Source organism: Mesorhizobium sp. M0923, assembly GCF_040319365.1.
Classification (GTDB): Bacteria; Pseudomonadota; Alphaproteobacteria; order Rhizobiales; family Rhizobiaceae; genus Mesorhizobium.
Window position 1 is genome coordinate 38,936 of record NZ_JAMYNW010000025.1, and the last position, 24,522, is coordinate 63,457.

At 59.7% G+C, this 24,522-nt stretch carries 23 protein-coding genes and 3 pseudogenes; 11 read left to right on the top strand and 15 right to left on the bottom strand.

Annotated features, from left to right (window positions below; translation table 11 throughout):
• Positions 1–25 precede the first annotated feature (25 nt).
• Complete coding sequence (locus NKH89_RS29895) at positions 26–2,152, top strand: heavy metal translocating P-type ATPase (RefSeq protein ID WP_023718675.1); 2,127 nt, start codon at positions 26–28, stop codon at positions 2,150–2,152.
• An 8-nt stretch (positions 2,153–2,160) separates the two neighbouring features.
• Here NKH89_RS29895 and NKH89_RS29900 read toward each other — a convergent pair whose 3' ends face one another.
• The 4 genes from NKH89_RS29900 to NKH89_RS29915 all read right to left on the bottom strand — a co-directional run bounded on the left by NKH89_RS29900 (position 2,161) and on the right by NKH89_RS29915 (position 4,623).
• On the bottom strand, positions 2,161–3,429 hold the full coding sequence (locus NKH89_RS29900) for an NAD(P)/FAD-dependent oxidoreductase (protein ID WP_023718676.1): 1,269 nt from the start codon (positions 3,427–3,429) through the stop codon (positions 2,161–2,163).
• A 6-nt stretch (positions 3,430–3,435) separates the two neighbouring features.
• Positions 3,436–3,741: a c-type cytochrome gene (locus NKH89_RS29905; protein WP_023718677.1), complete on the bottom strand. Its 306-nt coding sequence runs from the start codon at positions 3,739–3,741 to the stop codon at positions 3,436–3,438.
• Between the two features lie 90 nt (positions 3,742–3,831).
• Positions 3,832–4,134, bottom strand: coding sequence for a thiosulfate oxidation carrier complex protein SoxZ (soxZ, locus tag NKH89_RS29910; RefSeq protein ID WP_084642623.1), 303 nt, complete (start codon positions 4,132–4,134; stop codon positions 3,832–3,834).
• A 39-nt stretch (positions 4,135–4,173) separates the two neighbouring features.
• Positions 4,174–4,623 (bottom strand): thiosulfate oxidation carrier protein SoxY, encoded by a 450-nt coding sequence (locus NKH89_RS29915; RefSeq protein ID WP_023718679.1) that lies wholly within the window; start codon positions 4,621–4,623, stop codon positions 4,174–4,176.
• Positions 4,624–5,468: 845 nt separating this feature from the next.
• Between NKH89_RS29915 and NKH89_RS29920 the strand changes: the two genes are divergently transcribed.
• The 3 genes from NKH89_RS29920 (at position 5,469) to NKH89_RS29930 (ending at position 7,583) form a co-directional block, all read left to right on the top strand.
• Positions 5,469–6,242: a sulfite exporter TauE/SafE family protein gene (locus NKH89_RS29920; protein ID WP_023718680.1), complete on the top strand. Its 774-nt coding sequence runs from the start codon at positions 5,469–5,471 to the stop codon at positions 6,240–6,242.
• 29 nt (positions 6,243–6,271) lie between these two features.
• Complete coding sequence (locus NKH89_RS35890) at positions 6,272–6,517, top strand: hypothetical protein (protein WP_023718681.1); 246 nt, start codon at positions 6,272–6,274, stop codon at positions 6,515–6,517.
• Positions 6,518–6,611: 94 nt separating this feature from the next.
• Positions 6,612–7,583: an oxygenase MpaB family protein gene (locus NKH89_RS29930; RefSeq protein ID WP_023718682.1), complete on the top strand. Its 972-nt coding sequence runs from the start codon at positions 6,612–6,614 to the stop codon at positions 7,581–7,583.
• An 87-nt stretch (positions 7,584–7,670) separates the two neighbouring features.
• On the opposite strand, the pseudogene NKH89_RS29935 reads toward NKH89_RS29930, so the two are convergent.
• The 3 genes and pseudogenes from NKH89_RS29935 to NKH89_RS29955 all read right to left on the bottom strand — a co-directional run bounded on the left by NKH89_RS29935 (position 7,671) and on the right by NKH89_RS29955 (position 10,120).
• Positions 7,671–8,872 (bottom strand): annotated as a pseudogene (locus NKH89_RS29935) (IS256 family transposase).
• A gap of 267 nt (positions 8,873–9,139) precedes the next feature.
• Positions 9,140–9,262, bottom strand: a complete 123-nt coding sequence (locus tag NKH89_RS29940) for a hypothetical protein (RefSeq protein ID WP_352495923.1) — start codon at positions 9,260–9,262, stop codon at positions 9,140–9,142.
• A gap of 381 nt (positions 9,263–9,643) precedes the next feature.
• Positions 9,644–10,120 (bottom strand): SDR family NAD(P)-dependent oxidoreductase, encoded by a 477-nt coding sequence (locus NKH89_RS29955; protein WP_352910924.1) that lies wholly within the window; start codon positions 10,118–10,120, stop codon positions 9,644–9,646.
• A gap of 538 nt (positions 10,121–10,658) precedes the next feature.
• Here NKH89_RS29955 and NKH89_RS29960 point away from each other — a divergent pair.
• The 3 genes from NKH89_RS29960 to NKH89_RS29970 all read left to right on the top strand — a co-directional run bounded on the left by NKH89_RS29960 (position 10,659) and on the right by NKH89_RS29970 (position 12,418).
• Positions 10,659–10,910, top strand: coding sequence for a hypothetical protein (locus NKH89_RS29960; protein WP_031193920.1), 252 nt, complete (start codon positions 10,659–10,661; stop codon positions 10,908–10,910).
• A 66-nt stretch (positions 10,911–10,976) separates the two neighbouring features.
• Positions 10,977–11,228: a helix-turn-helix domain-containing protein gene (locus NKH89_RS29965; protein WP_023718689.1), complete on the top strand. Its 252-nt coding sequence runs from the start codon at positions 10,977–10,979 to the stop codon at positions 11,226–11,228.
• Positions 11,228–12,418, top strand: coding sequence for a tyrosine-type recombinase/integrase (locus NKH89_RS29970; protein ID WP_352495916.1), 1,191 nt, complete (start codon positions 11,228–11,230; stop codon positions 12,416–12,418). Before NKH89_RS29965 ends, NKH89_RS29970 begins: the two co-directional genes overlap by 1 nt.
• Before the next feature lie 658 nt (positions 12,419–13,076).
• Here the strand turns inward: NKH89_RS29970 and NKH89_RS29975 are convergent.
• From NKH89_RS29975 to NKH89_RS30005, 7 genes are all read right to left on the bottom strand, one after another.
• Positions 13,077–15,278, bottom strand: a complete 2,202-nt coding sequence (locus tag NKH89_RS29975; RefSeq protein WP_352910874.1) for a xanthine dehydrogenase family protein molybdopterin-binding subunit — start codon at positions 15,276–15,278, stop codon at positions 13,077–13,079.
• A gap of 3 nt (positions 15,279–15,281) precedes the next feature.
• On the bottom strand, positions 15,282–15,740 hold the full coding sequence (locus tag NKH89_RS29980) for a (2Fe-2S)-binding protein (protein ID WP_352467057.1): 459 nt from the start codon (positions 15,738–15,740) through the stop codon (positions 15,282–15,284).
• A 347-nt stretch (positions 15,741–16,087) separates the two neighbouring features.
• Positions 16,088–16,279, bottom strand: a complete 192-nt coding sequence (locus NKH89_RS29985) for a hypothetical protein (RefSeq protein WP_352517228.1) — start codon at positions 16,277–16,279, stop codon at positions 16,088–16,090.
• 647 nt (positions 16,280–16,926) lie between these two features.
• A complete protein-coding gene (locus tag NKH89_RS29990) occupies positions 16,927–18,342 on the bottom strand; it encodes a mannose-1-phosphate guanylyltransferase/mannose-6-phosphate isomerase (protein ID WP_352479100.1) in 1,416 nt (471 codons plus the stop codon).
• Positions 18,343–18,397: 55 nt separating this feature from the next.
• The gene (locus tag NKH89_RS29995; protein ID WP_348633214.1) at positions 18,398–18,601 is read right to left on the bottom strand and encodes a hypothetical protein; all 204 of its coding nucleotides are present in this window, start codon (positions 18,599–18,601) and stop codon (positions 18,398–18,400) included.
• 110 nt (positions 18,602–18,711) lie between these two features.
• Positions 18,712–19,701 (bottom strand): nodulation protein NodZ, encoded by a 990-nt coding sequence (locus NKH89_RS30000; protein WP_352910875.1) that lies wholly within the window; start codon positions 19,699–19,701, stop codon positions 18,712–18,714.
• Positions 19,702–20,094: 393 nt separating this feature from the next.
• Positions 20,095–20,250, bottom strand: coding sequence for a hypothetical protein (locus tag NKH89_RS30005; protein WP_352483792.1), 156 nt, complete (start codon positions 20,248–20,250; stop codon positions 20,095–20,097).
• A 247-nt stretch (positions 20,251–20,497) separates the two neighbouring features.
• Here NKH89_RS30005 and NKH89_RS30010 point away from each other — a divergent pair, with 247 nt between their 5' ends.
• The 3 genes and pseudogenes from NKH89_RS30010 to gmd all read left to right on the top strand — a co-directional run bounded on the left by NKH89_RS30010 (position 20,498) and on the right by gmd (position 22,858).
• Complete coding sequence (locus tag NKH89_RS30010; protein ID WP_352479097.1) at positions 20,498–20,902, top strand: hypothetical protein; 405 nt, start codon at positions 20,498–20,500, stop codon at positions 20,900–20,902.
• 437 nt (positions 20,903–21,339) lie between these two features.
• Positions 21,340–21,656: pseudogene (locus NKH89_RS30015) on the top strand (nodulation factor ABC transporter ATP-binding protein NodI); the annotation flags it as partial.
• Between the two features lie 131 nt (positions 21,657–21,787).
• Entirely contained in the window at positions 21,788–22,858 is a 1,071-nt protein-coding gene (gene gmd / locus NKH89_RS30020; RefSeq protein ID WP_352479096.1) for a GDP-mannose 4,6-dehydratase, read from the top strand.
• A gap of 124 nt (positions 22,859–22,982) precedes the next feature.
• Here the strand turns inward: gmd and NKH89_RS30025 are convergent.
• Positions 22,983–23,261: pseudogene (locus NKH89_RS30025) on the bottom strand (integrase core domain-containing protein); the annotation flags it as partial.
• A gap of 923 nt (positions 23,262–24,184) precedes the next feature.
• Between NKH89_RS30025 and NKH89_RS30030 the strand changes: the two are divergent.
• Positions 24,185–24,457: a hypothetical protein gene (locus tag NKH89_RS30030; RefSeq protein WP_352910878.1), complete on the top strand. Its 273-nt coding sequence runs from the start codon at positions 24,185–24,187 to the stop codon at positions 24,455–24,457.
• Positions 24,458–24,522: the final 65 nt, after the last annotated feature.

Sequence of the window (24,522 nt, forward strand, 5' to 3'; positions counted from 1 at the left end):
TTCGCTCCCCGTCGGTCTGCGCCCGATGGAGCGCAGGCTCAACGGTGAGGCTTGCGCGTTCTGCTGCTACGGCTGTTGTATCGCCTTTCAGGTGAAGAGCGGCAGACACGAAGAGTGGGAAGCCGCCTGGCTTCTGATCCAGCTCGGCGTCGGAGGCTTTCTCTCCATGAATATCATGATGTTCAGCCTCCTCCTCTATTCGGACGCGTTCACCGGCGTCGATGCGGGCGTGCTGCCGTGGATTCACTTTTTGCTCTGGATCTTCGCCACGCCGGCGGTGGTGATTCTCGGCGGACCCTATCTGCGCGACATGTGGCTCAATGGCATTCAGGGACGAGTGACGTCGTCGGCACTCATCGTGCTTGGCGTCGCTGCCGCTTACCTCTATTCGGCATTTGCCGTGTTCGAGGGCAGCACGCATGTCTATTTCGACACCGCCGTGATGGTGCTGATGCTATTCACAGTTGGCCGCTATCTCGAGGCTGTTGGCCGCGCCAGGGCGGCGCGCGACCTCGAACCTCTTCTGGCCGCAGAAAGCGAGAGCGCGACCGCGGTCGATGGCGCGGCAGAGATCCGCCGTCCGGTGCGGGAGGTGACGGCCGGCATGCTGGTGCGGGTCCGGCCAGGCGAGCGCATTCCGGTCGACGGCGTGGTTGTCGAGGGGGAATCGAACACCGATGAAGCCGTGATTACCGGAGAAAGCCGGCAAGTGACAAAGCGCGCCGGCTCCAAGGTGATTGCCGGCAGTATCAATATCGACGGCCCGCTCCTGATCCAAAGCAGCGGTGACGGAACCGCAACCCGCTGGGCACGGATTTGCCGGTCGGTGCGCGAAGCGCTGGGCCGTCGCAGTCCAACCCAGCGCCTTGCCGATCGCGTCGTTGGCGTGTCCGTGCCGCTCGTCCTCGCCCTCGGCGGGCTGACGATCGTTTACTGGGCCCAGTCATTGCCGTTCGATCGGGCGTTGCTGATTGGCCTCTCGGTGCTGGTGGTTGCCTGTCCTTGTGCAGTCGGCCTCGCTGCTCCGATGGCGATATCGCTCGGCATCGGCCGGCTGGCGCGGCACGGCTGCCTCGTCCGCGACCCCGGCGTGCTCGAGACCCTGGCGCGTGTACGGTTGCTCGCCTTCGACAAGACCGGCACTCTGACGGCGGGCAAAGCGCGTCTCGTCGGCGTCGACCGCGAGGAGGTCGGCATCGACGAAGTACTGGCGCGCGCCGCCGGTCTGGAGCGCCATTCCGAGCATGGTCTGGCGCGGGCCATCGCGGCAGCCGCCGCTCAGCGGGGCATCACGCCGCTCGTCACCCGCGAGGTCCGGATGGTTCCCGGCCGTGGCATCCGCGGCAGCGCCGAAGGCCGGCCCGTGGCGGCAGGGAACGGCAGATTGATGAATGATCTGGGCTGGCCGCTTCCCCCGTCGCTGGCCGAGCGTGCGCGGTCGCTGGAGGCGAGCGGTCATTCGGTGGTCTATGTCGGTTGGGGCGAGCGGGTTCACGCCGTGCTGTCGCTCGATGATTCGCCGCTTCCCGAGGCGCAGGCCGCGATCGCGGCCCTGCGTGAGCGCGGGCTCGACGCCACGCTGTTGACCGGCGACTTGGCGCAAGCGGCGGAGCGGATCGCGGCCCTGGTCGGGATCAAGGACGTCCAAGCGGGCCTTTCGCCGGAGGCCAAACGGCTGGCCCTGGATCGGCTCCGCCATGACCACGATGCGGTGGCAATGGTCGGCGATGGACTGAATGACGGGCCAGTTCTGGCCGCCGCAGATGTCGGTATTGCCGTCGGCTCCGCCACCGATCTCGCCCGCGAGACTGCGGCGCTCGTGCTGCCTGCGGACGGATTGTGGATGCTGCCCTGGATCGTCGACGTGGCCCGCGCGGTGCGCAGGACCATCTTGACCAACCTTATGTGGGCGTTCGGTTACAATCTCGTCGCCCTGACGTTCGCAGCATTCGGACTTCTGCAGCCAATCCTTGCGGCGGCGGTCATGGCCGGCTCGAGCATCCTCGTGGTGGTGAATTCGCTGCGGCTGGAGCGGCTGCCCGATCCTGTTGCAACGCTGATCCCGGAGCAACGATCCGGCGCCGAGGCGGAGCGCGCCCAGAATGGTGCCGGCATTTCCGCAATGGCCGGCCCGGCCGTCGAGCGGAGTTGAGTTTCGTTTCAGCCAAACACGTCGTGCGTGAAGGCGTCGTACCAGCCTTCCGCCGCGCGCGCTGCCTGCCGGCGGACCTCGGAGCTTTCCTCGACCTTGCTGACGAAGCTGATGACGCTCTTGAGCTTTCCGTCGACGGGCTTGAAGCTGATGGCGTTGCTGAACGCATCGTCGGGGGCGAGATAGGTGTAGCAGGTGTTGAACAAATGCGCCGGGAAACGCGCTGATCCGGTGAGATCGGCCGCGATGGCAAAGGCGCAGGCTTTGGCCTGGCTGTTGGCGCAGAAGGCGGATTTCGGCATATCCCCGCCGATGATCGCGTCGCCGACCAGATGGACGCCGGGCTGCAGCGCCGATTCGAAGGTGACCGGATCGACCGGACACCAGCCCGACTGATTGGCGAGCCCTGCCTGCTGCACCAAGCGCCCGGCCATTTGCGCCGGGATGACATTGGCCACCGCGGCCTTGAATGTTGCTCCCTCGGTGATCACCGACCGGGTCTTCGCGTCGATCGCCGTGACCCCGCCAGTGAACTGGGCCGGTAGCCATTCGATCATTCCCGGATAGTGGCGGTTCCAAGCGTCCTGGAACAGGTCCTGCGCGTTGAAGCTGTCTTTCGAATCGAGGATCAGAATTTTGGCCTTGGGTTTGCTGCGCTGGAAATAGGAGGCGATGAGCGAAGCGCGCTCATAGGGGGCGGGCGGACAGCGAAATGGATTCGGCGGGACGACGATGACGAATAGGCCGCCGTCCTCCATGCTTTCCAATTGCTGGCGCAACAGGCTGGTTTGCGGCCCTGCATTCCAGGCGTGCGGCATGATCTCCATCGCAGCTTCGTCATAGCCCCTAAGCGCCCGATCCCTGAATGCGATGCCTGGCGCAACAACGAGACGGTCGTAGCTGAGCTTCGAACCGTTGTTCAGCGCAACGGTTTTCGCCGCCGGGTGAATCGCTTCAGCGGACTCATGAATGACGGTGATGCCATATTGTTTTGCCAGCGCTTCATAACCATGACTGAGCGATTTGAACGGGCGGAGCCCGGCGAGATAGAGATTGCTGAAAAAGCAGGTCGTGTAGCTCTGTCGCGGTTCGACCAGGGTCACCTCGATAGCCGTGGCGCTGACGGCGAGATATCTGGCGACCGTTGCGCCGCCGATGCCGCCGCCGATCACGACGACACGCGCCTTGGCCTGGCCCCGCGCCTTCGGCTGGTTGAGCGCCGTTAGCAACGCTGCTCCAGTCAGGCGGCCGAACTCGCGACGCGTCCAGAATTTCATGGCGCGCTACTTTCCCTGCGCTGCGACATAGCGCGCGACGCTCGCGATCTCCTCGTCGCTGAGCGACAGCGCGATAGCGTGCATGATGTGATTTGGACTCTCGCTCGCCCGGTAGGCAAGCAGGGCGTTGGTGAGCCTCTCCTCACCAAGCCGGATGATGCTGGGAATGCCTGTGCCGCCGCCATCGAGGCGATGGCAGGACGCACAGGTCGCGGCGAGTTGAGCGCCTTGATCGGCCCCCGCCGCCGCGCCGGATTGGCTGACGAGAAGCACGAGGCCCGTGGCAATCGCAGATCTCGCGACGGGACGCATGCTGAATACCCGTCTGTTTCGGAGTTTTCCGGTCACGCTCCCACTCAACTTGTCACGCCATAACTCGCGCAGCTCGATTGCGTCGCCACCTCAACCGACCGTGAGCCGGTGCGACAACGTGTAGACGGCACCGCCGTCCTCCTCCCATACGAAATCGAGCCGGCCGCTCTCCGTCGCGCGCAGGGAAAATTCGAAGAACGGGTTAGCCGAAATCGCCTCGTGGAGATCGACGCTGAACACCACGGATTGGTTGTAGCGGCAGACAAACCTGTTGATGATCTTGCGCGGGATTACATTGCCTTGATCATCATGGCGCAGCCCTGTTTCCATCTCATGGCTGATGATGGTCTTGACCTGAAAAAACTCTCCCTTCGCCGCAGCGCTCGGCACGATCACGCGTGGTGTTGCGGTAGTCACTGTCTCTCTCCGTTCTCAGGCACAGCCATCTGTGGCGACACGGACCCACGTCGTGGTCATCAGCAAATTGCCGTCATTCATTTCGGCGACAGCGATGACATGCTGCGGTTTGGCAAGGCGGATGCGGGTCGACACGCGGGGCAGGCTGCGTTGGGGGACGAAATGGAAACTGGCGACTTCGATAAGCGGGTTCCGCGGCGCGAACACGCGCATTTGCCTCACATGGTCGGCCTCAGTCATGGGGCTGTCGATGTAAAGACTCATGGGCACGGTATAGCCGGTCGGGAAGTATGTCGGCATTATCAGGTGAAGGCGATCCGACACCGTGGCTGTCCGTCCGGTGAACTGTTCGACGAGATCCAGCGCTTCATCGTTCGCACGCGCGCTCTGCGGCGATAAGAGCGCGACTCCGGCAAACCCTGCACTCCCGGCGATCAACACATCCCGGCGCGTCAAGCTCATCATCCCGGTCTCCGCCTTTTTTGCGTCACTCCGAAGACACACATCAACAGCGGCAGGAGGCGGCGCAATCGGACACATCAGTGCGGCAGCTTTGAAGTTTAGCACCGCCAACCGCTGCGAGCAAATCTCTTAGAAGTGCCCAAGATCTCTTAGCCGCCCTCAAAACGGTCAAGACATTGCAGGAAAAGGACGCTCCTGCGTTTGTCGGATTTCTAAGCACGCTCTTGCCCGGCTATCAGACGCTCAAACTAACTGGAGCGCTCTGAACAGCGCCAGCGCAATGTCGGATTTACAAGCATGTGCGACATTCATGATAAGGCTGAAGAAGGACCGGTTAAGGTCATAAATTCCGGTTCCGGACTAATGGGTCGCACCGCACGATGTCGCGGCGTCGCCGAGCGATTTGGACCCACGCGCTGGCTCGTCTCAGTCTCGGCTAGTCCGACTAGAGATCAGGCGCACAACATTTCGGAGGACAACGTGCACCAGAAGCCGACATTGCACGTTGAAGGTCAGGTCAGCGTCTTGCTAGTGACCTTCAATTCAAGAAATGCCGAACTCTCGGTTGCTTATTATCCCCTGTCGCAAGAACGGGAATGCCCCTGAAGCCAGGTCATCGCCATTGCCACCAAACCGGGCGGGATTGGCGTCATTCATGGGCCTTGCGGCCATTATGCTATTAGGCCCGCGCTAAGGGCTGAGTTTCGCGGAACAAGCCGACGCATGGGTCCGTTTCCTGCGTGCCAAGAGCATCACGACTGCAGCTTGGTCGAGCTATAAAGCCTCGGTGTGCCACTGCACATGTGAGGCTTCGTTATGCGCGACGCTACTCATGCGCGGAGCCACTCATGGAAGAGTTCCTACTGTTCGCAGCCGTCGGGTTTCTGGCCCAGGCGGTCGATGGTGCTCTAGGGATGGCCTATGGCGTGATCTCTTCGACGGTGCTCCTCACCTTCGGGGTGCCACCGGCACAAGCATCAGCTTCAGTTCATGCTGCGGAATTGTTCACCACCGCCGCTTCCGGATCGGCTCATCTTTATCATCGCAACATCGATTGGAAACTGTTTTGGCGACTGATCCCCTTTGGTGTCGGCGGCGGTATGCTCGGCGCTTTCGTACTCACTTCGTTTGACGGAGATCAGGTCAAGCCATTCGTTACAGCATATCTCGCGGTTATTGGGAGCTGGTTACTATATCGGTCGTTTCATCGTATCCCCACCAACCCCGTGAAGCTGAAAATCGTGGCGCCGTTGGGCGCAACCGCCGGATTCCTGGACGCCGCAGGCGGTGGGGGCTGGGGTCCTGTTGCCACCACCGGTCTACTCGGCGCGGGTGGACAACCGCGATTCGTTATCGGCACGGTCAATGCGAGCGAGTTCCTGATTGCACTTTCAGTGTCGCTGAGCTTCCTCGCCACGATTGTAACCGGCCATTGGGAGCAAGCCGGCGAATTCCGCGACCTAACATCTGTTGCCGGACTGATCGTTGGAGGCGTTTTAGCGGCGCCGCTGGCGGGAAGGATGGTCAAGACATTGCGGGAGAGGACGCTCCTGCGGCTTGTGGGATTTCTGATCACGCTTTTGGCCGGCTACCAGACACTCGAACTAACTGGATTGCTCTGACCGTGAGACAGTCGAACGGAGGCAAGGAAATGAGCACTTCGACCAGGATCGGCATCGGAGCGGGCTGGCTGGGCGGCGCGATCGCCGGATTCATGCTCGATGCCGGTGTCGTCAAGCCACAAGATCTTGCCTTCTCCTATCGGCAGACGAGGCCCGACTGCGGCGGAAGCTCGCGCTGGATCGAGGTGACATGGATGACCACGCCCGAGCCTTGCTCCATCATCATTGGCAACAGGGCAGATCAAGCAGGGTTCATCGGCTTCGCGCGAGGATGATTTGGAACGACGGGAAGACCAAAGACGTTCGTGCATATTGCATCCGCTAGCCACAGGTCTAACGCTTGCTATTCTCAGTAGTTCGAGGCGTACCATGTTTCGCAACTCGGGCATCATTTCTCTGCCTCGCCCGCTTGAGCGTCGTGTGGACACTCTTGCCCAGTCGTTCATGCGCCAGCGGCTCGGATCTCAGATGGACTTCTCGACTCCGGAAGGCGAGCCGGCGCTGTTACCACCCAACTCGGTGTCCTGGCGCATTTTTAAGAACCCTGTTGCGCTGTTCATCGGCGGGGTAACGGCGGTGCTGCTCGAATTGGCAGAGCCGCGGGTTCGCGACGCCATTTGGCAGCACAGCAGCTTCCGCTCCCTCGCGCTCCGACGATTGCAGCGTACGGGCCTCGCTGCTTTGGTCACGGTCTACGGCCCCCGATCCAAGGCTAAGGCCATGATTGAAGATGTGGTCAGGATGCATGGGCGCGTTTCGGGTCGAACCAGCGAAGGCGAGCCATACCACGCCACCGACCCGGAGCTGCTGGACTGGGTGCAAGCGACGGCCGAGTTTGGTTTCATGGAGGCCTATCACGTCTATGTGCATCGTCTGCATTTTTTCGAACGGGACGCGATGTTTGCTGAGGCTCGCCCCGTGGCGCTTCTCTATGGTGCGGTCGGCGCGCCCACGTCTCAGGCCGAGCTTTACGCGCTGTTCGACGTGATGAGGCAAAGACTCGTCGCGTCGCCGATCGTGTCGGAGTTCCTGGAGATCATGGAAGAAGTTCCCGCCTTGCCGGGAGTTGCTCGACCCCTTCAGCGGCCGCTTCTGAAGGCGGCCGTCGAGATCCTACCCCAATGGGTCCGCAAGCGGTTGGAACTCGGCGACCGCTGGACCTTGAAGCCGTGGGAGCGTGCTGTTGTGAAGACGACGGGTGCAATCTGCGACAGCACCGTGCTTCATTCATCACCAGCCGTCCAGTCGTGCCGCCGCCTCGGCCTTTCCGAGAGCTATCTCTATCGCCGAACGGCATCCGAAAACCTACACAGAACCGGACAGTGTTCGTTCCTTGACTAAATGTCAGGCACGCGTCGTGATCGTGTCCCAGGGAGTGGTGTAGCTGACGGCTTGGTCGCCGCGCTCTCCGGCATGGGGCCGGGCTGATCAGCCTGCCACGGCTGGCAGGCTGATCAGAAGGATCATCGCTCATTTGGCTGATGGTTTCCAGCGTCATGTATCTGGCGCGCTGCACGGCCCATTCGTCGTTCTGTTCGAGCAGGATCGCGCCAACCAGGCGGACGATGGCGTCATCATTTGGGAAGATGCCGACGACCTCGGTGCGCCGCTTGATCTCGCCGTTGAGGCGCTCGATCGGGTTGGTCGAGTGCAGCTTGGCGCGGTGCTCCTTGGGGAAAGTCATGTAGGCAAGCACGTCGGGCTCGGCGTCGTCCATGATTGTCGCCAGCTTCGGCACCTTCGGCCGGATCTGGTCGGCGACGGCGCGCCATTGCGTGCTTGCGGCCCCGGGCGTTTCCTGGGCGAAGGCGGTGGCGATGAAAGCGGAGACGACGCGGCGCCCGCTCTTGCCGGCATGGGCCAGCACGTTCCTCATGAAGTGGACGCGGCACCTCTGCCATGTCGCGCACAGCACCTTGGTGACGGCCGCCTTGATACCTTCATGGGCATCGGAGACGACGAGCTTGACGCCGCGCAGGCCACGGCGGGTCAGCTTGCGCAGGAACTCCGTCCAGATCGGCTCGGCCTCAGACGTGCCGACCTCCATGCCCAGCACCTCGCGCTGGCCGTCCGCGTTGACGCCGACAGCGATGATGACGACGACCGAGACGATGCGGCCGCCGCGGCGCACCTTCAGGTAGGTGGCGTCGATCCATAGATATGGCCAGTCGCCCTCGATGGGACTTTCAAGGAACGCTTTGACCTTGCCGTCGATCTCTTCGCACAGCCGGCTGACCTGGCTTTTTGGAGATGCCGCTCATGCCCATGGCCTTGACCAGGTCGTCGACCGAGCGGGTCGAGATCCCCTGGACGTAGGCCTCCTGGATGACGGCGGTCAGCGCCTTCTCGGCCATGCGGCGCGGTTCGAGGAAACCGGGGAAGTAGGAGCCCTTCCTGAGCTTGGGGATGCGCAGCTCGACGGTGCCGGCGCGCGTGTCCCAGTCGCGCTCGCGATAGCCGTTGCGCTGGGCCGTGCGCAACGGGCTCTTCTCGCCATAGGCGGCGCCGGTGGCGGCGCCAACCTCCAGCTCCATCAGCCGCTCGGCGGCAAAGCCGATCATCTCGCGCAAGAGATCGGAATCCGGAGTCTTCTCCACGAGCGCGCGCAGGTTCATCATGTCGTCGGTCATCGATGGTTCCTTCGAATCAGGTTGGTGTCAGCAACCCGACCTTACCGGCGAACTGTCGATGACCACCGCAAAGCCGCTCGCTCGCTACAGCGCTATCGAGGGCGCGCCCGCGAGCGGCTTCGCTACCGCCGAGCTACACCACCTGTGGGGACGCGACCCGCGTCGTGCAGACGTTCAGCTTCTAGTTAACGCGTCTTGAAGGCACGAACTCGATAGCCCACTGGACGGCGGGGCGTGACGCAGGCCCGCCAAGCAGACGCGAACAAACTACCGGGCGGCTGCCGGCAACAGTGAAGCCGTCGTACCGTCAAAACCGGCATGGGCCGGCTCGTGGCCGGAGCCGCCGCCCGAGATGACCGTGTAGCCCTTCTCGGTGACTGTCAAAGTCACGATCCTGATCCGCGGGTCCAAAAGCGCCTCCAGCAGCTGAGCGGGGCCCGCCGGTGCGACAAGAATATGGCCGATAGAACCGACTATCCGAAGGCTCGTCTGTTCATCTTGACGACTGACAACTGTGTACAAACCATCTTGGGGAGCAAGCGCGTCCCGCGTGTCCGAACTCCGGAGCAGGCTGCAATCATGCCCCAATCGAGTTGTCCCGCGGCCAGGCAATCATCCGTATAGATTGCCTGATGGGCCCTGTGCCAGTTGCCGATACCGAGATGCACGATTCCGGGCGTCACACTCCGTCGATCGTACCGAGGAATTTGGACACCGGCTGATGCGAGCGCCAAATTGGCGTGAGAAAGACGATTTTCCATTGTATGCAGCTCAATCGAAATGGAGACCACCGTTCATATCGATAACCTCGCCCGTGATGAAACCGACTAGAGGAGACGCGAGGAATGAAACGGTGTGGGCGACTTCTTGAGGTTCGCAAAATCTCCCGACCGGGATTTGAGCAAGCTGGGCCGCGCGCTGTTCGTCGTTGAGCTGTTCGGAAACCATCGGCGACATTACGTAGGCGGGCGCAATTGCATTCGAGGTCACGCCCTGGCCAGCGGTCTCGCGGGCAATTGAAAAGGTCAGCCCGATCATCGCGCTCTTCGAAACTGAATACGCCGTCCCTGCGGTCAAGCCTCCGCTTTTGGCGGCATAGGAGGAGATATTGATCACCCGACCCCACCGTTTCGAGCGCATCCCTGGAAGAAATATCTGGGCGAGAAGGAATGCGGCTTCTACGTTGACTATGTTGACCCTTCGCCATTCCTCGATCGAGGTATCTGCCATTTTGTGGTTCGACAGAATGCCAGCATTGCATTATCAATCAGTGCAAACAATATATAATCCTGGCATCACTTTTGTGAAATTATCAGCTTTATTACTTACCTCTACTTTCCAATATGCTTTCTGCGTGGGTGAGCGCTTCAAAGGCACCAGGCTTAGGCCAAAACTCCTGGTCCTCAAGAATCGGGACTTGCGGCTAAGTGGCGTGACGCCAATAGTAGAAGAAGGCATCCTCGATAGTGGGTGTCGCGATGTAGCGGTCTAGCGACTTGAACCCCCGACATCTGCACCGGAACATTCTGCCGCATCTTACCCTGTCCGATTTGCAGGTCGCTACTCGCCTTTTCCGAACGAGCCGGCGAGGCAGCTTCCGCACCACGCAACATCTCTTATCTAGGGCAACACGATCTCTTCATTACCGGATGGTGCGGGATGTGGATTTGTTGTGCCGACTGCAATATGGCCCCGTTTATCGGGACTGAGGCTTGTCGAAACAGTCAACCGTCTGGATTTGATATCGTTGTGCTGTTTCGATGCCGACGTTGTCGAGGCCGCGTCTATGAAGAGTGACACGCTTTCGTACCCACCCCGCGGCCTCTCTCGTGAGGAAGCAGCGCGCTATGTCGGTGTCGGATCGACACTATTCGACGACATGGTTGCTGACGGCCGCATGCCGAGGCCTAAGCACGTCAACAGTCGCGCGATCTGGGATCGTGTGGCGCTCGATATCGCTTTCTCCGCCCTGCCAGACAAAGACAATGGTCTGCAACAACTATTGGAGCGGAGCAAACGAGAGCCGACAAGGAGATAAGCAACTACGCACATTGCGTATACGCTGCAGGCGTAGTACAGTCACCGCCTGAGCGGATGAGATGATGTGAACGACAATGAAAAGCTCGCGCGAGAAGTGAAAGCCTGGCGGGCGAAGGGAGGATTCACCGCCGAGAGTGCAGCCAACGTCTTGGGAATACCGAAACGCACTCTTGAAGGTATAGAGCAAGGTCGTGGCTTCCCTTACCCGGTACTTCTGCGCGTTGCTATAGAAAGCAAGACCCTTTCGCTTCAGGCAATGCTGGAGGATTCCTCGCCTGTGAAGCAACGGCAGCGGAAAACTCAAAGTGAGATCTAATGGCCAGATCATTCAAAGATGTCCGCTACCCCGGCGTTTCGTCGCGCATCAAGAACGGAAAGCTCGTCTATCGCTATCGCGGCAAAGGAATGCCCGAAATTCGGCTTCCTGGCAGACCAGGCGATCCTGAGTTCGAAGCCGCCTATGAACAGGCAACGCAAGGCCAAGGTCAAAAGGCCGTCATCATTGACTTGCCCGGTCTGGCGTTGCCAAAGACATTTGGTCATGCTGCGCGCCGACTTGAAGCGACGATGGAATGGCTGGACTTCGACGAAGCGACGCAGCAGAAGAATGCCCGGCTTATTGAACGTTTCCTTCGGATGCAGGTCGATCCTGCCTATCCGCTGACTTGGCGCAACACGCCGGTGGAACATCTCGATGCCGACCATTTGCGTGCGATTATCGAAAGTGTCTTTGCCACCAACCGGACGGTTGCCAAGCACCTGCTGGTGGCAATCAAGAAGCTCCTATGGGTGGCGATCGAAGTTGAGAAATGGATCAAGCCGCAGGACGATCCCTCGCTGTCGATCCGTGTCCGCATTCCAAAATCGACTGCCAATCCCGCCTGCCCGATCGCCATTCGTGAAAAGTTCGAGGCGCACCATCCAATCGGATCAGCGCCGCGCACCTGCTATGCGCTCGGTTTCTGGCTCGGGAACCGACGCGGCGATATCGCCTCACTGGAGTGGGACGATTTGGTCCTCGAGGAGATCGAATTGTTCGATGGCTCCTTGGAAACAATCGAAGCCTTCGACTTCCGACAGCAGAAAAATCGCAACCGTCATGGCGGGCGCGAGATGTTCATCCCTGTTGTGGACAAGCTGGCGCAAGCTTTAGTGCCATTAGATCGCTCTAAGGGTGGGACGGTATTGAAGAACGCCTATGGGCGTCCGTTCTCCAAAAAGAGCCTCACTGGCATGATGGCACATTGGAACAAGCAGGCCGGCATCCCGGAGGGCTACACCCTGCACGGGCTGCGCCGTACCTTCGGCACGTATCTCGCCGAATGCAACATCCAAGCCCGCGCTATCATGGAGGCGATGGGGCATTCTTCAATGACGGTAACAGACCACTATGTGCGAGAGGCCAATAAGAAACGGATGGCTGTCGATATCGCCCGCGCCATCAACGAGCGGGAAGCCAAACGCGACGCCATGAAGCAACGGATACCTCTGCGCGTCATCAAATGAGTGAATCAACCCGACCAAGCGGAGGGTGGCACATCGGCCGCCCTTTTTTGGGCCCATAATAGGCCCAAAACGTTTTGGGCCGAGGCGTATTTTCCTCAATAAAATCAATGGTTATGGTGGGCCCGGAGGGTATTCAGAAAGCCATAAAAATCAATTGGTAAGAGATCAGTGGGACTTCAGAGCATTCAAATCTTTTCCAATGTTTTTCAATGTTGTTGTCCCACTCAGAAGTGCCTCAGTCCACCAAGCCGACGCACTGAACGCCTCACTCGGAAGGGAGGTTTGCGCGTCAGAGGACCGGCCGCTTCTCGCGCCAAGAAGCGGCTACCGCGACCTTTCTCAGGAAGGCTGCACACCGACGCGATCTTCCTTTCGCCTTGCGTCATTTGCGTGCGGCATTTGCGCCAACTGCTGACGCTCAGCGCGAAGACATCAATGTCCTGTTATGGGGCCCGTCTCGAAAGCGGATCTTTAGTGCTACCAGCACCAACGACCGTCTGCGGTCGTTCAGAACACGGGTTACCGTCTCTAAACCGTATATTGGACCGGGCAGCCGCCGGAAATTGATCGAATGGAGGTGATCGCATGTCAGGAGGCGTTCAAAAACGACCTACGACCGCGATCTTCATCGCGGCCGTTTTCATGGTGTCATTCCCGGCTATGCCGACAAGTTCTTTATGATCGGCAGCTTGCGGATCGTCTTGCCCGTCGCCGCCCGTAGCGCGTTGGCGACGGCCGGGCCGATCGGCGGCACACCCGGCTCGCCAACGCCCGTGGGCGGCTCGTCGGACGGCACAATGTGCACCTCGACGCGCGGCATCTGCTCGATCCTGAGCGGCATATAGGTGTCGTAGTTCTCTTGGTCTACGACACCGCCCGTCAGGGTCAGCTCCTCCTGGAGGATCGCGCCTAGCCCGAAGCCGATACCGCCCTCCATCTGAGCGCGGATCTGGTCAGGATTTATCGCGGTGCCGCAATCTACCGCGCAGACGACGCGGTCGACTTTGAAATCATTTCCATCGTTGAAGGTGATCTCGACCACCTCGGCGACATAAGTCGAGAGGCTTTCATGCAGGGCCACGCCGCGGAAACGGCCTTCCGGCAGAGGCTTGTCCCAGCCTGCCTTCTCAGCAGCCAATTTCAGCACGCCGGCATGCCGTGGATGGTGACCGAGCATCGACAAGCGGAAGTCGACCGGATCACGGTTCGCAGCGGCGGCGAGCTCATCGATCAGGGTTTCCATTGCGTAAGCGGTGTGGGTGGAGCCTACCGAACGCCACCACAGCACTGGGATTTTCACGTCCGTGGTGGTCAGCTCGACCTTCAGGTTCGGGATCGCATAGGGCAGGTTGGTGGCGCCCTCTACGGAGGTCGGATCGATGCCGTTCTCGATCATCGCCGCAAAGGGCGAACCGCCCGCGATCGATTGGCCCACGATGTGGTCATGGAGAGCGACGACATTGCCTTCCTTGTCGAGCCCCGCCTCGACTGCGTGCACATAGGCCGGCCGGTACCGCCCACCCCGCATGTCGTTCTCGCGGGTCCACTGCACCTTCACTGGCTTGCCGGGTCCCAGTGCACGCGCTGTGGAAACAGCTTCGATAATGAGATCTGCGTCCGAGACCGCTCGGCGGCCGAAGCTGCCGCCGGTCTTCATCACGTGCAGCCTCACCTTGTCCGGCGTGGTGCCGCCTACTTGAGCGGCAGCCGCCTGATAAAGGTCGGGCATCTGGTGTCCGCCCCAGACGTCGATGGTGCCGTCTTCGTTGATTCGGGCGGCCGCGTTGAGTGGCTCGATCGAAGCATGGACAAGATAGGGGAATTCGTAGTGCCCTTGGATGACTTTCTCAGCACTGGCCAACGCTGCGGGAGTGTTACCGTCGTCGCGCGCGGTGGCCGCGCCCGGATCGTCTGCTGCCTTAGTGTATTCGGCCATGATCTCGGCCGTGCCGCGCCTTTCGGCCTTCTCTTCGTTCCAGGTCACCTCCACGAGATCGCGGCCCTTGAGCGCCGTCCACATGTCCCTGCCGACCACGGCAATGCCGCGCGGCGTCTGGACGACATCGACAATGCCGTCGAGTGCCTTGGCTTTGGAGGCGTCGAAGCTCTCGATCTCAGCGCCGAACTTCGGCGGATGGATCATAACGGCCGTATTGAGTCCATCCATCTTCAGGTCGATCGTGTAGGTCTGCGCGCCATTGGTCTTGCCGGCGGAATCGTAGCGCTTGAGGCTGTCCGATCCGATCTGGGCCCACTTGTCGCGCGGCTTTAGCGGCACATCGTCGGGAACCGGCATTCCCGCTGCGGCTTCAGCCAGGTCACCGAAGCGCGCCTGCATCCCTGAGGCGTGCGACACGACCCCGGAAGCGACTGTGATCTCGCCGGCTGGCACGTCCCACCGCTGCGCCGCGGCCGCCACCAGCATGGCCCGTGCGGCAGCACCCGCCTTGCGGTAGCGCTCCCACGACGAACTCATCGACGTGGAGCCACCGGTTCCCTGCGCGGCCCCGCCCCAGGCGAGATTGCCGTAGAGCGCGGTATTGCCATATCCGCCGACCACGTGGACCTGCGCCCAGGCGCCGTCGAGCTCTTCCATAACCAGGGTGGCGATGCCGAAATAGGAGCCTTGTCCCATCTCGAACTGCGACGAGTGGATGACGATTCGGTTCTCCGGTGTGATCTCGACATAGGTCTGGAAGGGGTTCGCCTGGACCGCTGCAGGCGTCGGTTGTGCGTTGGCGGGCGCGGCCATCATTAGCCGGTAACCCACGGCGAGGCCCGCGGTGGTGACGGCCGTGCCGAGGAGGAACTGGCGGCGCGTGGGCCCCACGGCATTATGCTTCGGGAGAAACTGCAACATGCCTCAAGTCTCCAGCCGGTTGGCGGTCTCGTGGATGGCCGCGCGGATGCGATGATAGGTGGCGCAGCGGCAGAGATTGCCGCTCATCGCCGAATCAATATCATCGTCCGTCGGCTTCGGCGTCTCGGTCAGGAGGGCCACGGCCGACATGATCTGGCCAGACTGGCAATAGCCGCATTGAGGTACGTCGAACTCGGCCCACACGGCCTGGACCGTTTCGCCGATCTTGCCCGACACGCCCTCAATGGTGGTGATCGAGGCTCCTTCGATGTCGCCGACTGCGGTCTGGCACGAGCGCGTCGGCATGCCGTTAACGTGAACCGTGCAAGCGCCGCACTGGGCAAGGCCGCAACCGAATTTCGTTCCTGTGAGTCCGATGCCGTCACGGATCGCCCAGAGCAGCGGCATCTCTGGATCGACGTCGAGTGTTCGCGCCTCGCCATTGAGGGTAAAAGCGACCATGGCTTGCTCTCCTTGTCCTGAGCTGGCTATCTCGTTGCGCCTCCGCCCGGCTAGGAACCGGACTCTTCTTGCTGAGGCATAGCGACCACAGACTAGGATCGCGCAGCTCGAGCAACAAGCCGCTAGCTGGCAATCGCGAGATCGTGAAGTGGCTCGTGTCGAAAGGCTGGAGGCAACTGAATGTCATTTTTGGGCCGACCGGCCGGTCAGTTTCCGGCTCGATGACCTGGTTGGCAGTCATTCCGCTTCTAAGCCTAAACCCCAGACATGAACTGTAGCAGCATCATAAAAGACGACATCAAGCGGCGGTTTTTCGTTGCGCTGCACCGCTAGCTCGTTCGCGTGGTTCATGATCCGCTGGTTATCCGCGGATGCTGGTTCACCATAGATGCCAGAAACTTGCCACGCGCTATGCGGTTAAGGATGTGGTCGTCATTCGTAGCGAGCGAATGGCCGAAAATGAAGAAGCAATGGCTGGCGGTCTTCACATTCGCGGTGAACTGCTTGAAGCCTTGGTACAGGTAGGCATTGTGACGGATCTTCGCCTTCTTCTGGGCGCTGGTGGGCTGATGAAGGGCGGCTTAGGGTCATGATTTCCCGCTGCAATGACCGATGAGTCACAGACGCTGCATTTCGCGCTAGACCGCAACTGCGGTATTCTCGATCATACGCTCAGCCATCCTATTCGCACCTCGTTGCCGCCGTTCGCCGCACCTATCGATCGGAGGCCTTCCAGCCTCGCGATAGCCGCGCTATGTGGCTGCACACAACCTGACGACGAACAGGAGCAAGATTGGACATAGAAGCCAGCACAAGATCGCCCTCCCCCGGTCCTTGCTCGTTTTCATGAGAAAACAATCGAACTGAGTGCTGCGGGGATAGCGAGGTCGATTTGGCCCACTTCAGAGCGAAGTCGGCCATAAGCCATTGATATAATTTTGGTGGGCCCTGAGGGTGCTTGGAAAGTCAGAATATCAAAGGCTATTCGACAGTGGGACTGTGTTGCGTTACTATGCTCTCCGGTCTTTTCCGGTTGATTTGTCCCACCCTGATGCCGATTGCGGTCATTCGCCGCTGCCTTGGTCAATTCCCGATTCCACAAGCATCCGGTCCTGAGTGGGCAGACGGCCTTCCTAGTGGTAATTAGTCAGCGACACGTTGACCGTTCTCGTCATGCGGGTGAAATCTACGTTCGACCATATACGTCGTCGAAGCGAACGATATCATCCTCGCCGAGATAATCGCCGCTCTGCACTTCAATGATCACCAGGTCAATTCTGCCTGGGTTCTCCAGCCGATGCTTATGGCCGCAGGGGATGTAGGCTGATTGGTTTGTCGCCAGGAACAACTCCTGCTCGCCATTGACGATTTTCGCGGAGCCGCTGACCACGACCCAGTGCTCCGAACGATGATAGTGCATCTGCAGGCTCAGCCGCCGACCGGGCTTCACCTCGATGCGTTTGATCTTGAAGCGCTCGCCTTCCTCAAGAACCGTGTAGGTACCCCACGGCCGGTGTACCGTGCTATGGACCAGGTGAGCTTCATGTCCTGAAGCCTTGAGGCCCTCGAACAGCTTCTTGACGTCCTGAACGCGGTCGCGGGATGCGACAAGCAAAGCGTCCGGGGAATCGACGATCACCAGATCGCTGACACCGACCGTGCCGATGACGCGCTTGTCGGAGCTCACATAGCTGCCGGTCGTGTCGACCATATGCACATCGCCGCGTATCCTGTTCCCGCTTTCGTCGGGGGCGATCAAATCGGCCATTGCGTTCCAGGATCCGATGTCGTTCCAATCCATGTCGCAGGCAACCACGGCAAGTTTGTTCGTCTTCTCCATGACAGCGTGGTCGAGCGAGATTCGCGGGGCGGAGCCGAAATGCTCAGGCGCGAGTTCGATTTTGGCAAAGCCTTCGCCTTGACTGAAGCGCCCGTTCTCGTAGCTGTCGGAGGCGGCCTGGATCACCGCGGGGCAATGCGATGCCATCTCGTCGAGCATGGTTTGTGCGCTAAAGCAGAAAATGCCGGCGTTCCAGAAGAAGCGCTTGGACGCGACATAGGCTTTGGCTGTGTCCAGATCCGGTTTTTCAACGAAACGGACGACTTTCTCACCATCCGCTTCGATATAGCCGAATGCCGTGTCCGGTCTGGTTGGGGTGATGCCCAATGTGGCGATCCGCCCGAGCTTCGCATGTTCGATGGCCCGGCACATGACGTCTAAAAATGCAGGCAGGTTGCCAACCATGTGATCGGCTGGGAAGACGCATAGAATCGCGTCAGGGCCTTGCGTTGCCTTGGCATGGATGGCGGCTGCCGCAACGGCTGCGGCCGTATCCCGGCCTTCAGGCTCGAGCAAAAAGGTGCGTGGCAGGACCACGGAATCTAGTTCGTCGAACTCGTCCTTGGTAAGGAAGAGGTGTTCCCCAGATGTCACGGCGACGAGTTCCACTACGCCCTTTATCGAACCGACGCGCAGCACAGTGTGCTGAATGAGAGAATGTCCATCTGCTACTTTAAGGAAAGGTTTGGGGTGCGATTGCCTCGAAGCGGGCCATAGCCGCGATCCGGCTCCACCGCTGATGATGACGGGAACCACTTTCATTAAACAACCTCGATTTCGTCTCTGGACGTCATTGCCCGCGCCCTTAGCGTCAGCGTCACGACCGCCGTCGCTCTAGGATGGTCTTGCGGCGCTCCGAGTAACAGCGAAGTTCTGGCGCGTTGCCGGACGGCCGCAGATGAATGATCTCGTCATTCTGTATTCGTGCCCTAAGGCCGTTGGTTTCATCGACGTCGGCAACAGTCCCGAATGGAGCCAAGAACTGCTGCAGTGTGTCCGGATCCTCAAGCCTGCGGATCAAGCTGAGCAGCTGCGGGACATTTAGCGTATGCCATGGCCCGCCTCTCGTGGATTGCGGTCGATGTCTCTATGCCTGTTCGTTCCATTTGCCGAATTGCCCAGGTAGCGGTCTTAATCAAGATGAGAGACTCTTTGGCTGCCTTCTATCAAAATCAAACGACTTGGGTCCTTCAGATCGAACTCAATTACCCGCGGTACGAAAAGGCGTGCATATCGTGTAAAGGCGCTCGTCGGAGGAAACCGAACTACAGTATCGCAGCGCCCGAGAAGATACATCTCAACGAGGGCGGAAATTGCGCCGTCCATCCCAAGTGCTGCAGTGTGTAAGGGGCCGTCTTGATCGGATCGGAAATGCTTGGGGACGGTGAGAAGATCGGGAAACTTGGCCGACAGATGATCCAGGATTTGCGCGCTGTCCGTGCACAAGAACAGCCGCACAGGCTTGGGGTGCGGCAACGCTTTAGCCTTATCAACCGCAGTGCACACTTGTCGAACGGCGAACTCCGGATCGGCCCAGTAGGGCGCATGGTCCATGATGTCTTCACCGTTACCATGTCGAACATGAACCCCGATGATGCTGTGCCCCACAAAACATTCTTGGTAAATGGCATCTATGCGTGTTTGAATTTCAGACCGAGGCTTGACACTCTGGAAGACCTGCCGCTCGGCATCCTCATCGCAGCGCCACATCAAGCAAGCGTCACACACTACTGTGTTCGCTTCGACATCGTGTTCGGCCTGAAAGAGCTCGCCCAACTCGTCGCGCTCTTGGAAAATCTGCTCATCTGGGCGGTAAAGGCAGTCGATCGCTGGCCTATTCCACCACTCCGGGAAGAATGGACCCGGGAAGGAAAAGTCGTTGATCCGGTCGTCGCAAATAGCCGGTACGCCAGCGATGTCATTGATCGGTTGGAAGAACACCGGAAAGGCATTTGTGAAGGGTTGGTCGAGATAGCAGGACCCGCGCCAGTCGACGGCTAGCGTTCGTCCCGACCGCTGAGCGTAGCGCCAAGCGGCCGCCAGCGACCACAGACAATCACCGAACCCCGTACGCCTCTGAGAGACGACGAACCTGCGCTTTACCAATCCACTGACCTGCATTTTCGGAAATCTCGTTTCAGAGACGAGGTTGCATCTGACTTGGGATCTCTTAATCGATACTAGTCGACCGTTACGCCGGGCGATTTGGTAGAGGCTGCGCGTGGGGCAGAAGAGCTCCTCAGCACTGCCTATCCTTATCTCTGTGACGCTCGCAAATCTTGACGCCGGGTACACTCGCTTCCGGTTTAAATTCAGCGTTCTCTAATGCGCCCGGCGACATGTGTAAAATTGATTGCGTGAATGTGGCCCATCCATGTGATGGATACTAAGGCGTTCCTTGACCATGAGCCTCTGCTGACGTGGGGCCGCGCTTTGCTAAGCGAAACAGCCGGTCGAGGCAGTCCACAAAGTCCCTTTTTCAAGTCCAATTCTTAACTGCCTCAACGTAACATGTCATTTGCGGGCGTTTCCTGAAGGACGGATGTGCAGGACCCGCCAGCCGTCGAATGTCAGGCGCAGGCCATCCACGTCATTTATGGCCATCATGGCGTCCGGTCCCATCGAAAGATGCGACACGGCGCCCTCTGACGCTTTCAAGTGCGCCAACATGGCGCAACTCCTGCCGGATAGCTTTCGAGCCGGCTGGACTGAGCGACTGGCACGCGATGCTGTGCGACGATGGCCGGGAGAGGAATTTTGGCGTCTGCAGCCATGTGGAGGATCGTTCCGACGGTTCTGCGGGTTCTCGGTGTCAGAGCGGACACCTGTGCGAACCCGCTCTCGTCCGTTTTCGACAGGCCCTTGAGGTTCATGACCCTGTTGTTCGCCGAGATCACCCGCCAGTTCAGCGATCCAGGTGAAGATCGGCACGCCTGTCGATGCGGCGATCATCGCCTCGGCCAGCGAAGATGATGAAGAGGGCCATTGGGTCAAGTACAAGCGCCGACCAGCGTTTCATTGCTTCAAAGCCCATTTCGGTGCCTACGCCGATACGGCCCTTGTCGAGGAGATCGCCGTCACGGCGCCCACACCGAGGACGGCAACGCCGTTCCTGATGCTCTGCCCGACAATCCCGGCGAAGTGTTTGCCGACAGCGCCTACCGAGGCAATCATCTCGGCGACGCGGTGCGCGCCAAGGGTCGAAGGCCGCGCATCGTCGCAACCGCTATGTGGGGGCGCGACGAGGCCGAAAGCTCGACGCCTGGAACCAACCGATCCACAGAATTTGTACTCGGATCGAGAAGATCTTCGGCACCTGTAGCCGGATGCGATGGCGAGGGCTGGCAAAGGCGGCCGTTCAAATTCGCCGCACTGCGATCGCCTACAGTATGAATCACAGTTTGATGGTCGCCTCGTCCCGCCCATCGTTGAAGCCCAGCCACCGTTTTCGGGCTAGCGCGCCCGAAATTCCTTGAGGTCAATACGTAATGCCCTACCCGGCTTTTCGCCGCCGTCTCAGATGTGCGGTTCGCCCAAGCCCCCGACTGCCACGAACTTTGTCTTCGCGCGGAGCGAAACCTCGCGCCCACGACTTTGTGCCGCCGATGGTGCCGCGCTGCCCTGTCAAACAATCCATTTTATGGATGCACCTCATCCAAACAATCGATTTCACTGATCAAAACAATTTCCATTAGAAGACGCTGAAGCAGGCAAAGATTACTTGGTCAGCGCAAAAGAGGGATGGTGGAGTTCTAGTGTGGGTTGGACCCACATGCTCGCCATTTTATCTGGGAACTGCTACGTGCCCTGTTGGCGCAGGGCAATACGATTCCACTGGCCACCCACTTCGTGGAAGAAGCGGAGCGGCTGGGCAACCGACTGTGCGTGCTTGAGAACGGATGTAGAATCCCAGAAGGGCGTCCTAACTCGCTGATTGATGAGCAAATCGGGTGCGACGTGATTGAAATCTATGTCGCTCACCCCGTGAGCTGAGTTCGGCACTCAGGCCGCATGTGCGACTTAGGCAGGTTAGCGGCGAGACTCTGTTTTGCTATGCCTCGAAGCAGGAGCAGGTGTGCTCGCTGGCTGACACTGTCAATGACGAGCTCCGCGCCGCATCTGTCGAAATCCTACCATAGGGTATGAGGCGGGCCGCCGGTGTGGCGAGCCAGATTCGAAACTTCAACTACCATAGAGCAGGAAGAAAATGGGCGAGAACAGGAAAGTTGCTCTGGTTACGGGCATAACGGGACAGGATGGTGCCTATCTCACGCGTCTTCTGCTGGAAAAAGGCTACGTCGTTCATGGGATTAAGCGACGTTCCTCTTCCTTCAACACGGGTCGCATCGAAGACATCTACCAAGACCCGCACGATCCCGATCCGCGCCTAATTTTGCATTACGGTGACCTCACTGATGCGACTAATCTCATCCGAGTAGTTCAGGAATCCCAGCCAGACGAGATTTACAACTTGGCCGCTCAGAGCCATGTCCAGGTGTCGTTCGAAACGCCGGAATACACAGCAAACGCCGACGGTATCGGAACATTGCGACTTCTTGAGGCGATCCGCCTTCTCGGTCTGAAGGACAAGACCCGCTTCTATCAGGCCTCGACTTCAGAGCTCTACGGCCTCGTGCAATCCGTACCGCAGAACGAAACAACGCCCTTTTATCCGCGCAGCCCTTACGCCGCCGCCAAGCTCTACGCCTACTGGATCGTGGTCAACTATCGCGAGGCCTATGGTATCCATGCTTCCAACGGCATTCTCTTCAATCATGAAAGCCCACTGCGCGGCGAAACTTTTGTGACGCGCAAGATCACCCGCGCCGCCGCTGCTATCTACCTCGGCAAGCAGGACAAGCTTTATCTCGGCAATCTCGATGCTCAACGCGATTGGGGCCATGCGCGTGAGTACGTGCGTGGTATGTGGATGATGATGCAGCAGGATCAACCGGATGATTACGTGCTGGCGACGGGCAAGACGACCCCTGTCCGCCAATTCGTCGAATGGGTTTTCAAAGATGTCGGCGTCGAGCTCGAATGGCGTGGTGAGGGAGTCGACGAAAAGGGCTATGATGTCGAGACCGGCAGATGCCTAGTCCAGGTAGACCCACGCTACTTCCGCCCCACGGAAGTCGATCTTCTCCTGGGCGATGCCACCAAGGCGAAGGAGAAGCTCGGCTGGGTGCATGAGACATCCGTGCGCGAGCTCGCCGCGGAAATGGTGCGGGAAGACCTCAAGGTCATGCAGACATCGGTAATCATGAAGGAAGCATAATGTACGGTCTGAAGGGAAAAGCCGTGTGGGTCGCGGGCCACAAGCATGGTGGGCAGCGCTGTTGTAGGCCGCCTCGCGTCTGAAGACTGCAAAGTTATGGCCGCCCTGACGTTTCCCCCAAATTTTATCCAGTCTTGAGTTCGTTTCCGCGGGTGGATTTGCCCTGATGGCCAGTGGACGCGACGGGTGCTGGCGCGGAGCGTTTCACGTTGCGCAGCGCGAGCGACCGTCGCGGGTTGAAGGTCGATGCACATTCGTTGGGTGTCTGCCATCCGATGTGCGAGTGCGGACGCGCGCCGTTGTAATCGGCGCGCCATACATTGAGCCTCGCGCGGGCCTGGGCCAGGGACGTGAACCGCGTCTCGTTGAGGAGTTCATCGCGAAGGGGGCCGTTGAAGCTCTCGCGTTAGGGTCCTAGCCAACCTCCGACTGTGAACTCGCGGAAGCGATTTACGGCAAGCGCACACAGCAGCTCGTCCACGGCGTTCCTACATGAAGTTTGGAAACTTATAATACTGGTACACACCTCCATGGGGGAACATTATCTCCAATATCTCAGCGATTACCGGATAGCTATCTGCCTTCACCTACCTCGGCCTAGTGCAGAATCTTGGCCGAATGAACTCGGCGCTCTTGCTGCACACCAATGGTCCGTCCCGCGCGAAGTGCGATCATACCGCCGCAGCTTACCTTCAAATCCGGCACTGGCGAGGATCTAGATCCAAGCCGACGGCGCCGGGGATCAAATAAAAAGCCGCCGACCGAAGCCAGCGGGCTTGATTGGGATAGCCCGCGCGGACGGTCAAGGCTGCGCCGGCCGACCATGGCGGAGGGGCCACCTTGGTCAACGGCACGGCCCGATGACGGCGTGCCGATGTACCACAACATGCGGCGAGATAGAGCCTTCCGGCGTCGCGGAAAAAAAGCCCGCCGGTTTTGAGCCAGCGGGCAAGTTCTGGAGTGGCTGAGATCAACCCAGCATCAGTCAACGACCGGCGGAAGAGTTGGTTGCAGTGGATGCCAGCTAGCCGCAGCATGCTGTGAATCGTAGCAATGTGAAAAACAAAACTCTGGACTTCTAGGTCGGACTCGCCCCAATATTTGTTTGGGGGAATTCACATGAAAATTGGAGCACTCATCGCAAGTGCAGCCCTGTGCGTCAGCGGCTGCTCTACGAGCACTGTCGTGTCGGACAGCGATCTCACGGCAATGAATACCGTTGCGCTATGTCACGTTCTCGCCAGCAGCACGGACGAACAGTATCGTAGTCGGGTAGCGGCCCTTCTAGTGCGCAGGCGCGCAACAGCAGAGAAGTGCACCAGGCTTGTGAAAACCGACAATGCTGTCGCGACAGGAATAGCGGTCGCGGCTGTCGGCGGCGCAGCTGTGGGTGTCGCTGCCAACAACGGCTATGGAGGCGGAACATATTACCGGCCACCGCCACCACAAATCTATGGCGTCGCGTGGGACCAATTCTATGGCCGGAACTACAGCGTTATCTGGCGCTGCCGCGACCGGTCCACCGGGCGGTTCGTTGACGATTACTATTGCGCCGGCCTGCCCATGGTCGACAGCGCATGGCCGGGCTGGTCGGCGTAGCGGATGAGCAGGCCATACCGCAAATATCGATCCAATCGGTGGCAGAGACCCACCGGTGCCAAGCT

Bases quoted from the DNA above. Each gene is read 5' to 3' on its own strand.
- NKH89_RS29895 (WP_023718675.1), top strand. From the start codon at position 26: ATGGAGCGCAGGCTCAACGGTGAGGCTTGCGCGTTCTGCTGCTACGGC.
- NKH89_RS29900 (WP_023718676.1), bottom strand. From the start codon at position 3,429: ATGAAATTCTGGACGCGTCGCGAGTTCGGCCGCCTGACTGGAGCAGCG.
- NKH89_RS29905 (WP_023718677.1), bottom strand. From the start codon at position 3,741: ATGCGTCCCGTCGCGAGATCTGCGATTGCCACGGGCCTCGTGCTTCTC.
- NKH89_RS29915 (WP_023718679.1), bottom strand. From the start codon at position 4,623: ATGATGAGCTTGACGCGCCGGGATGTGTTGATCGCCGGGAGTGCAGGG.
- NKH89_RS29920 (WP_023718680.1), top strand. From the start codon at position 5,469: ATGGAAGAGTTCCTACTGTTCGCAGCCGTCGGGTTTCTGGCCCAGGCG.
- NKH89_RS35890 (WP_023718681.1), top strand. From the start codon at position 6,272: ATGAGCACTTCGACCAGGATCGGCATCGGAGCGGGCTGGCTGGGCGGC.
- NKH89_RS29930 (WP_023718682.1), top strand. From the start codon at position 6,612: ATGTTTCGCAACTCGGGCATCATTTCTCTGCCTCGCCCGCTTGAGCGT.
- NKH89_RS29960 (WP_031193920.1), top strand. From the start codon at position 10,659: ATGAAGAGTGACACGCTTTCGTACCCACCCCGCGGCCTCTCTCGTGAG.
- NKH89_RS29970 (WP_352495916.1), top strand. From the start codon at position 11,228: ATGGCCAGATCATTCAAAGATGTCCGCTACCCCGGCGTTTCGTCGCGC.
- NKH89_RS29975 (WP_352910874.1), bottom strand. From the start codon at position 15,278: ATGTTGCAGTTTCTCCCGAAGCATAATGCCGTGGGGCCCACGCGCCGC.
- NKH89_RS29980 (WP_352467057.1), bottom strand. From the start codon at position 15,740: ATGGTCGCTTTTACCCTCAATGGCGAGGCGCGAACACTCGACGTCGAT.
- NKH89_RS29990 (WP_352479100.1), bottom strand. From the start codon at position 18,342: ATGAAAGTGGTTCCCGTCATCATCAGCGGTGGAGCCGGATCGCGGCTA.
- NKH89_RS30000 (WP_352910875.1), bottom strand. From the start codon at position 19,701: ATGCAGGTCAGTGGATTGGTAAAGCGCAGGTTCGTCGTCTCTCAGAGG.
- NKH89_RS30005 (WP_352483792.1), bottom strand. From the start codon at position 20,250: ATGTTGGCGCACTTGAAAGCGTCAGAGGGCGCCGTGTCGCATCTTTCG.
- gmd (WP_352479096.1), top strand. From the start codon at position 21,788: ATGGGCGAGAACAGGAAAGTTGCTCTGGTTACGGGCATAACGGGACAG.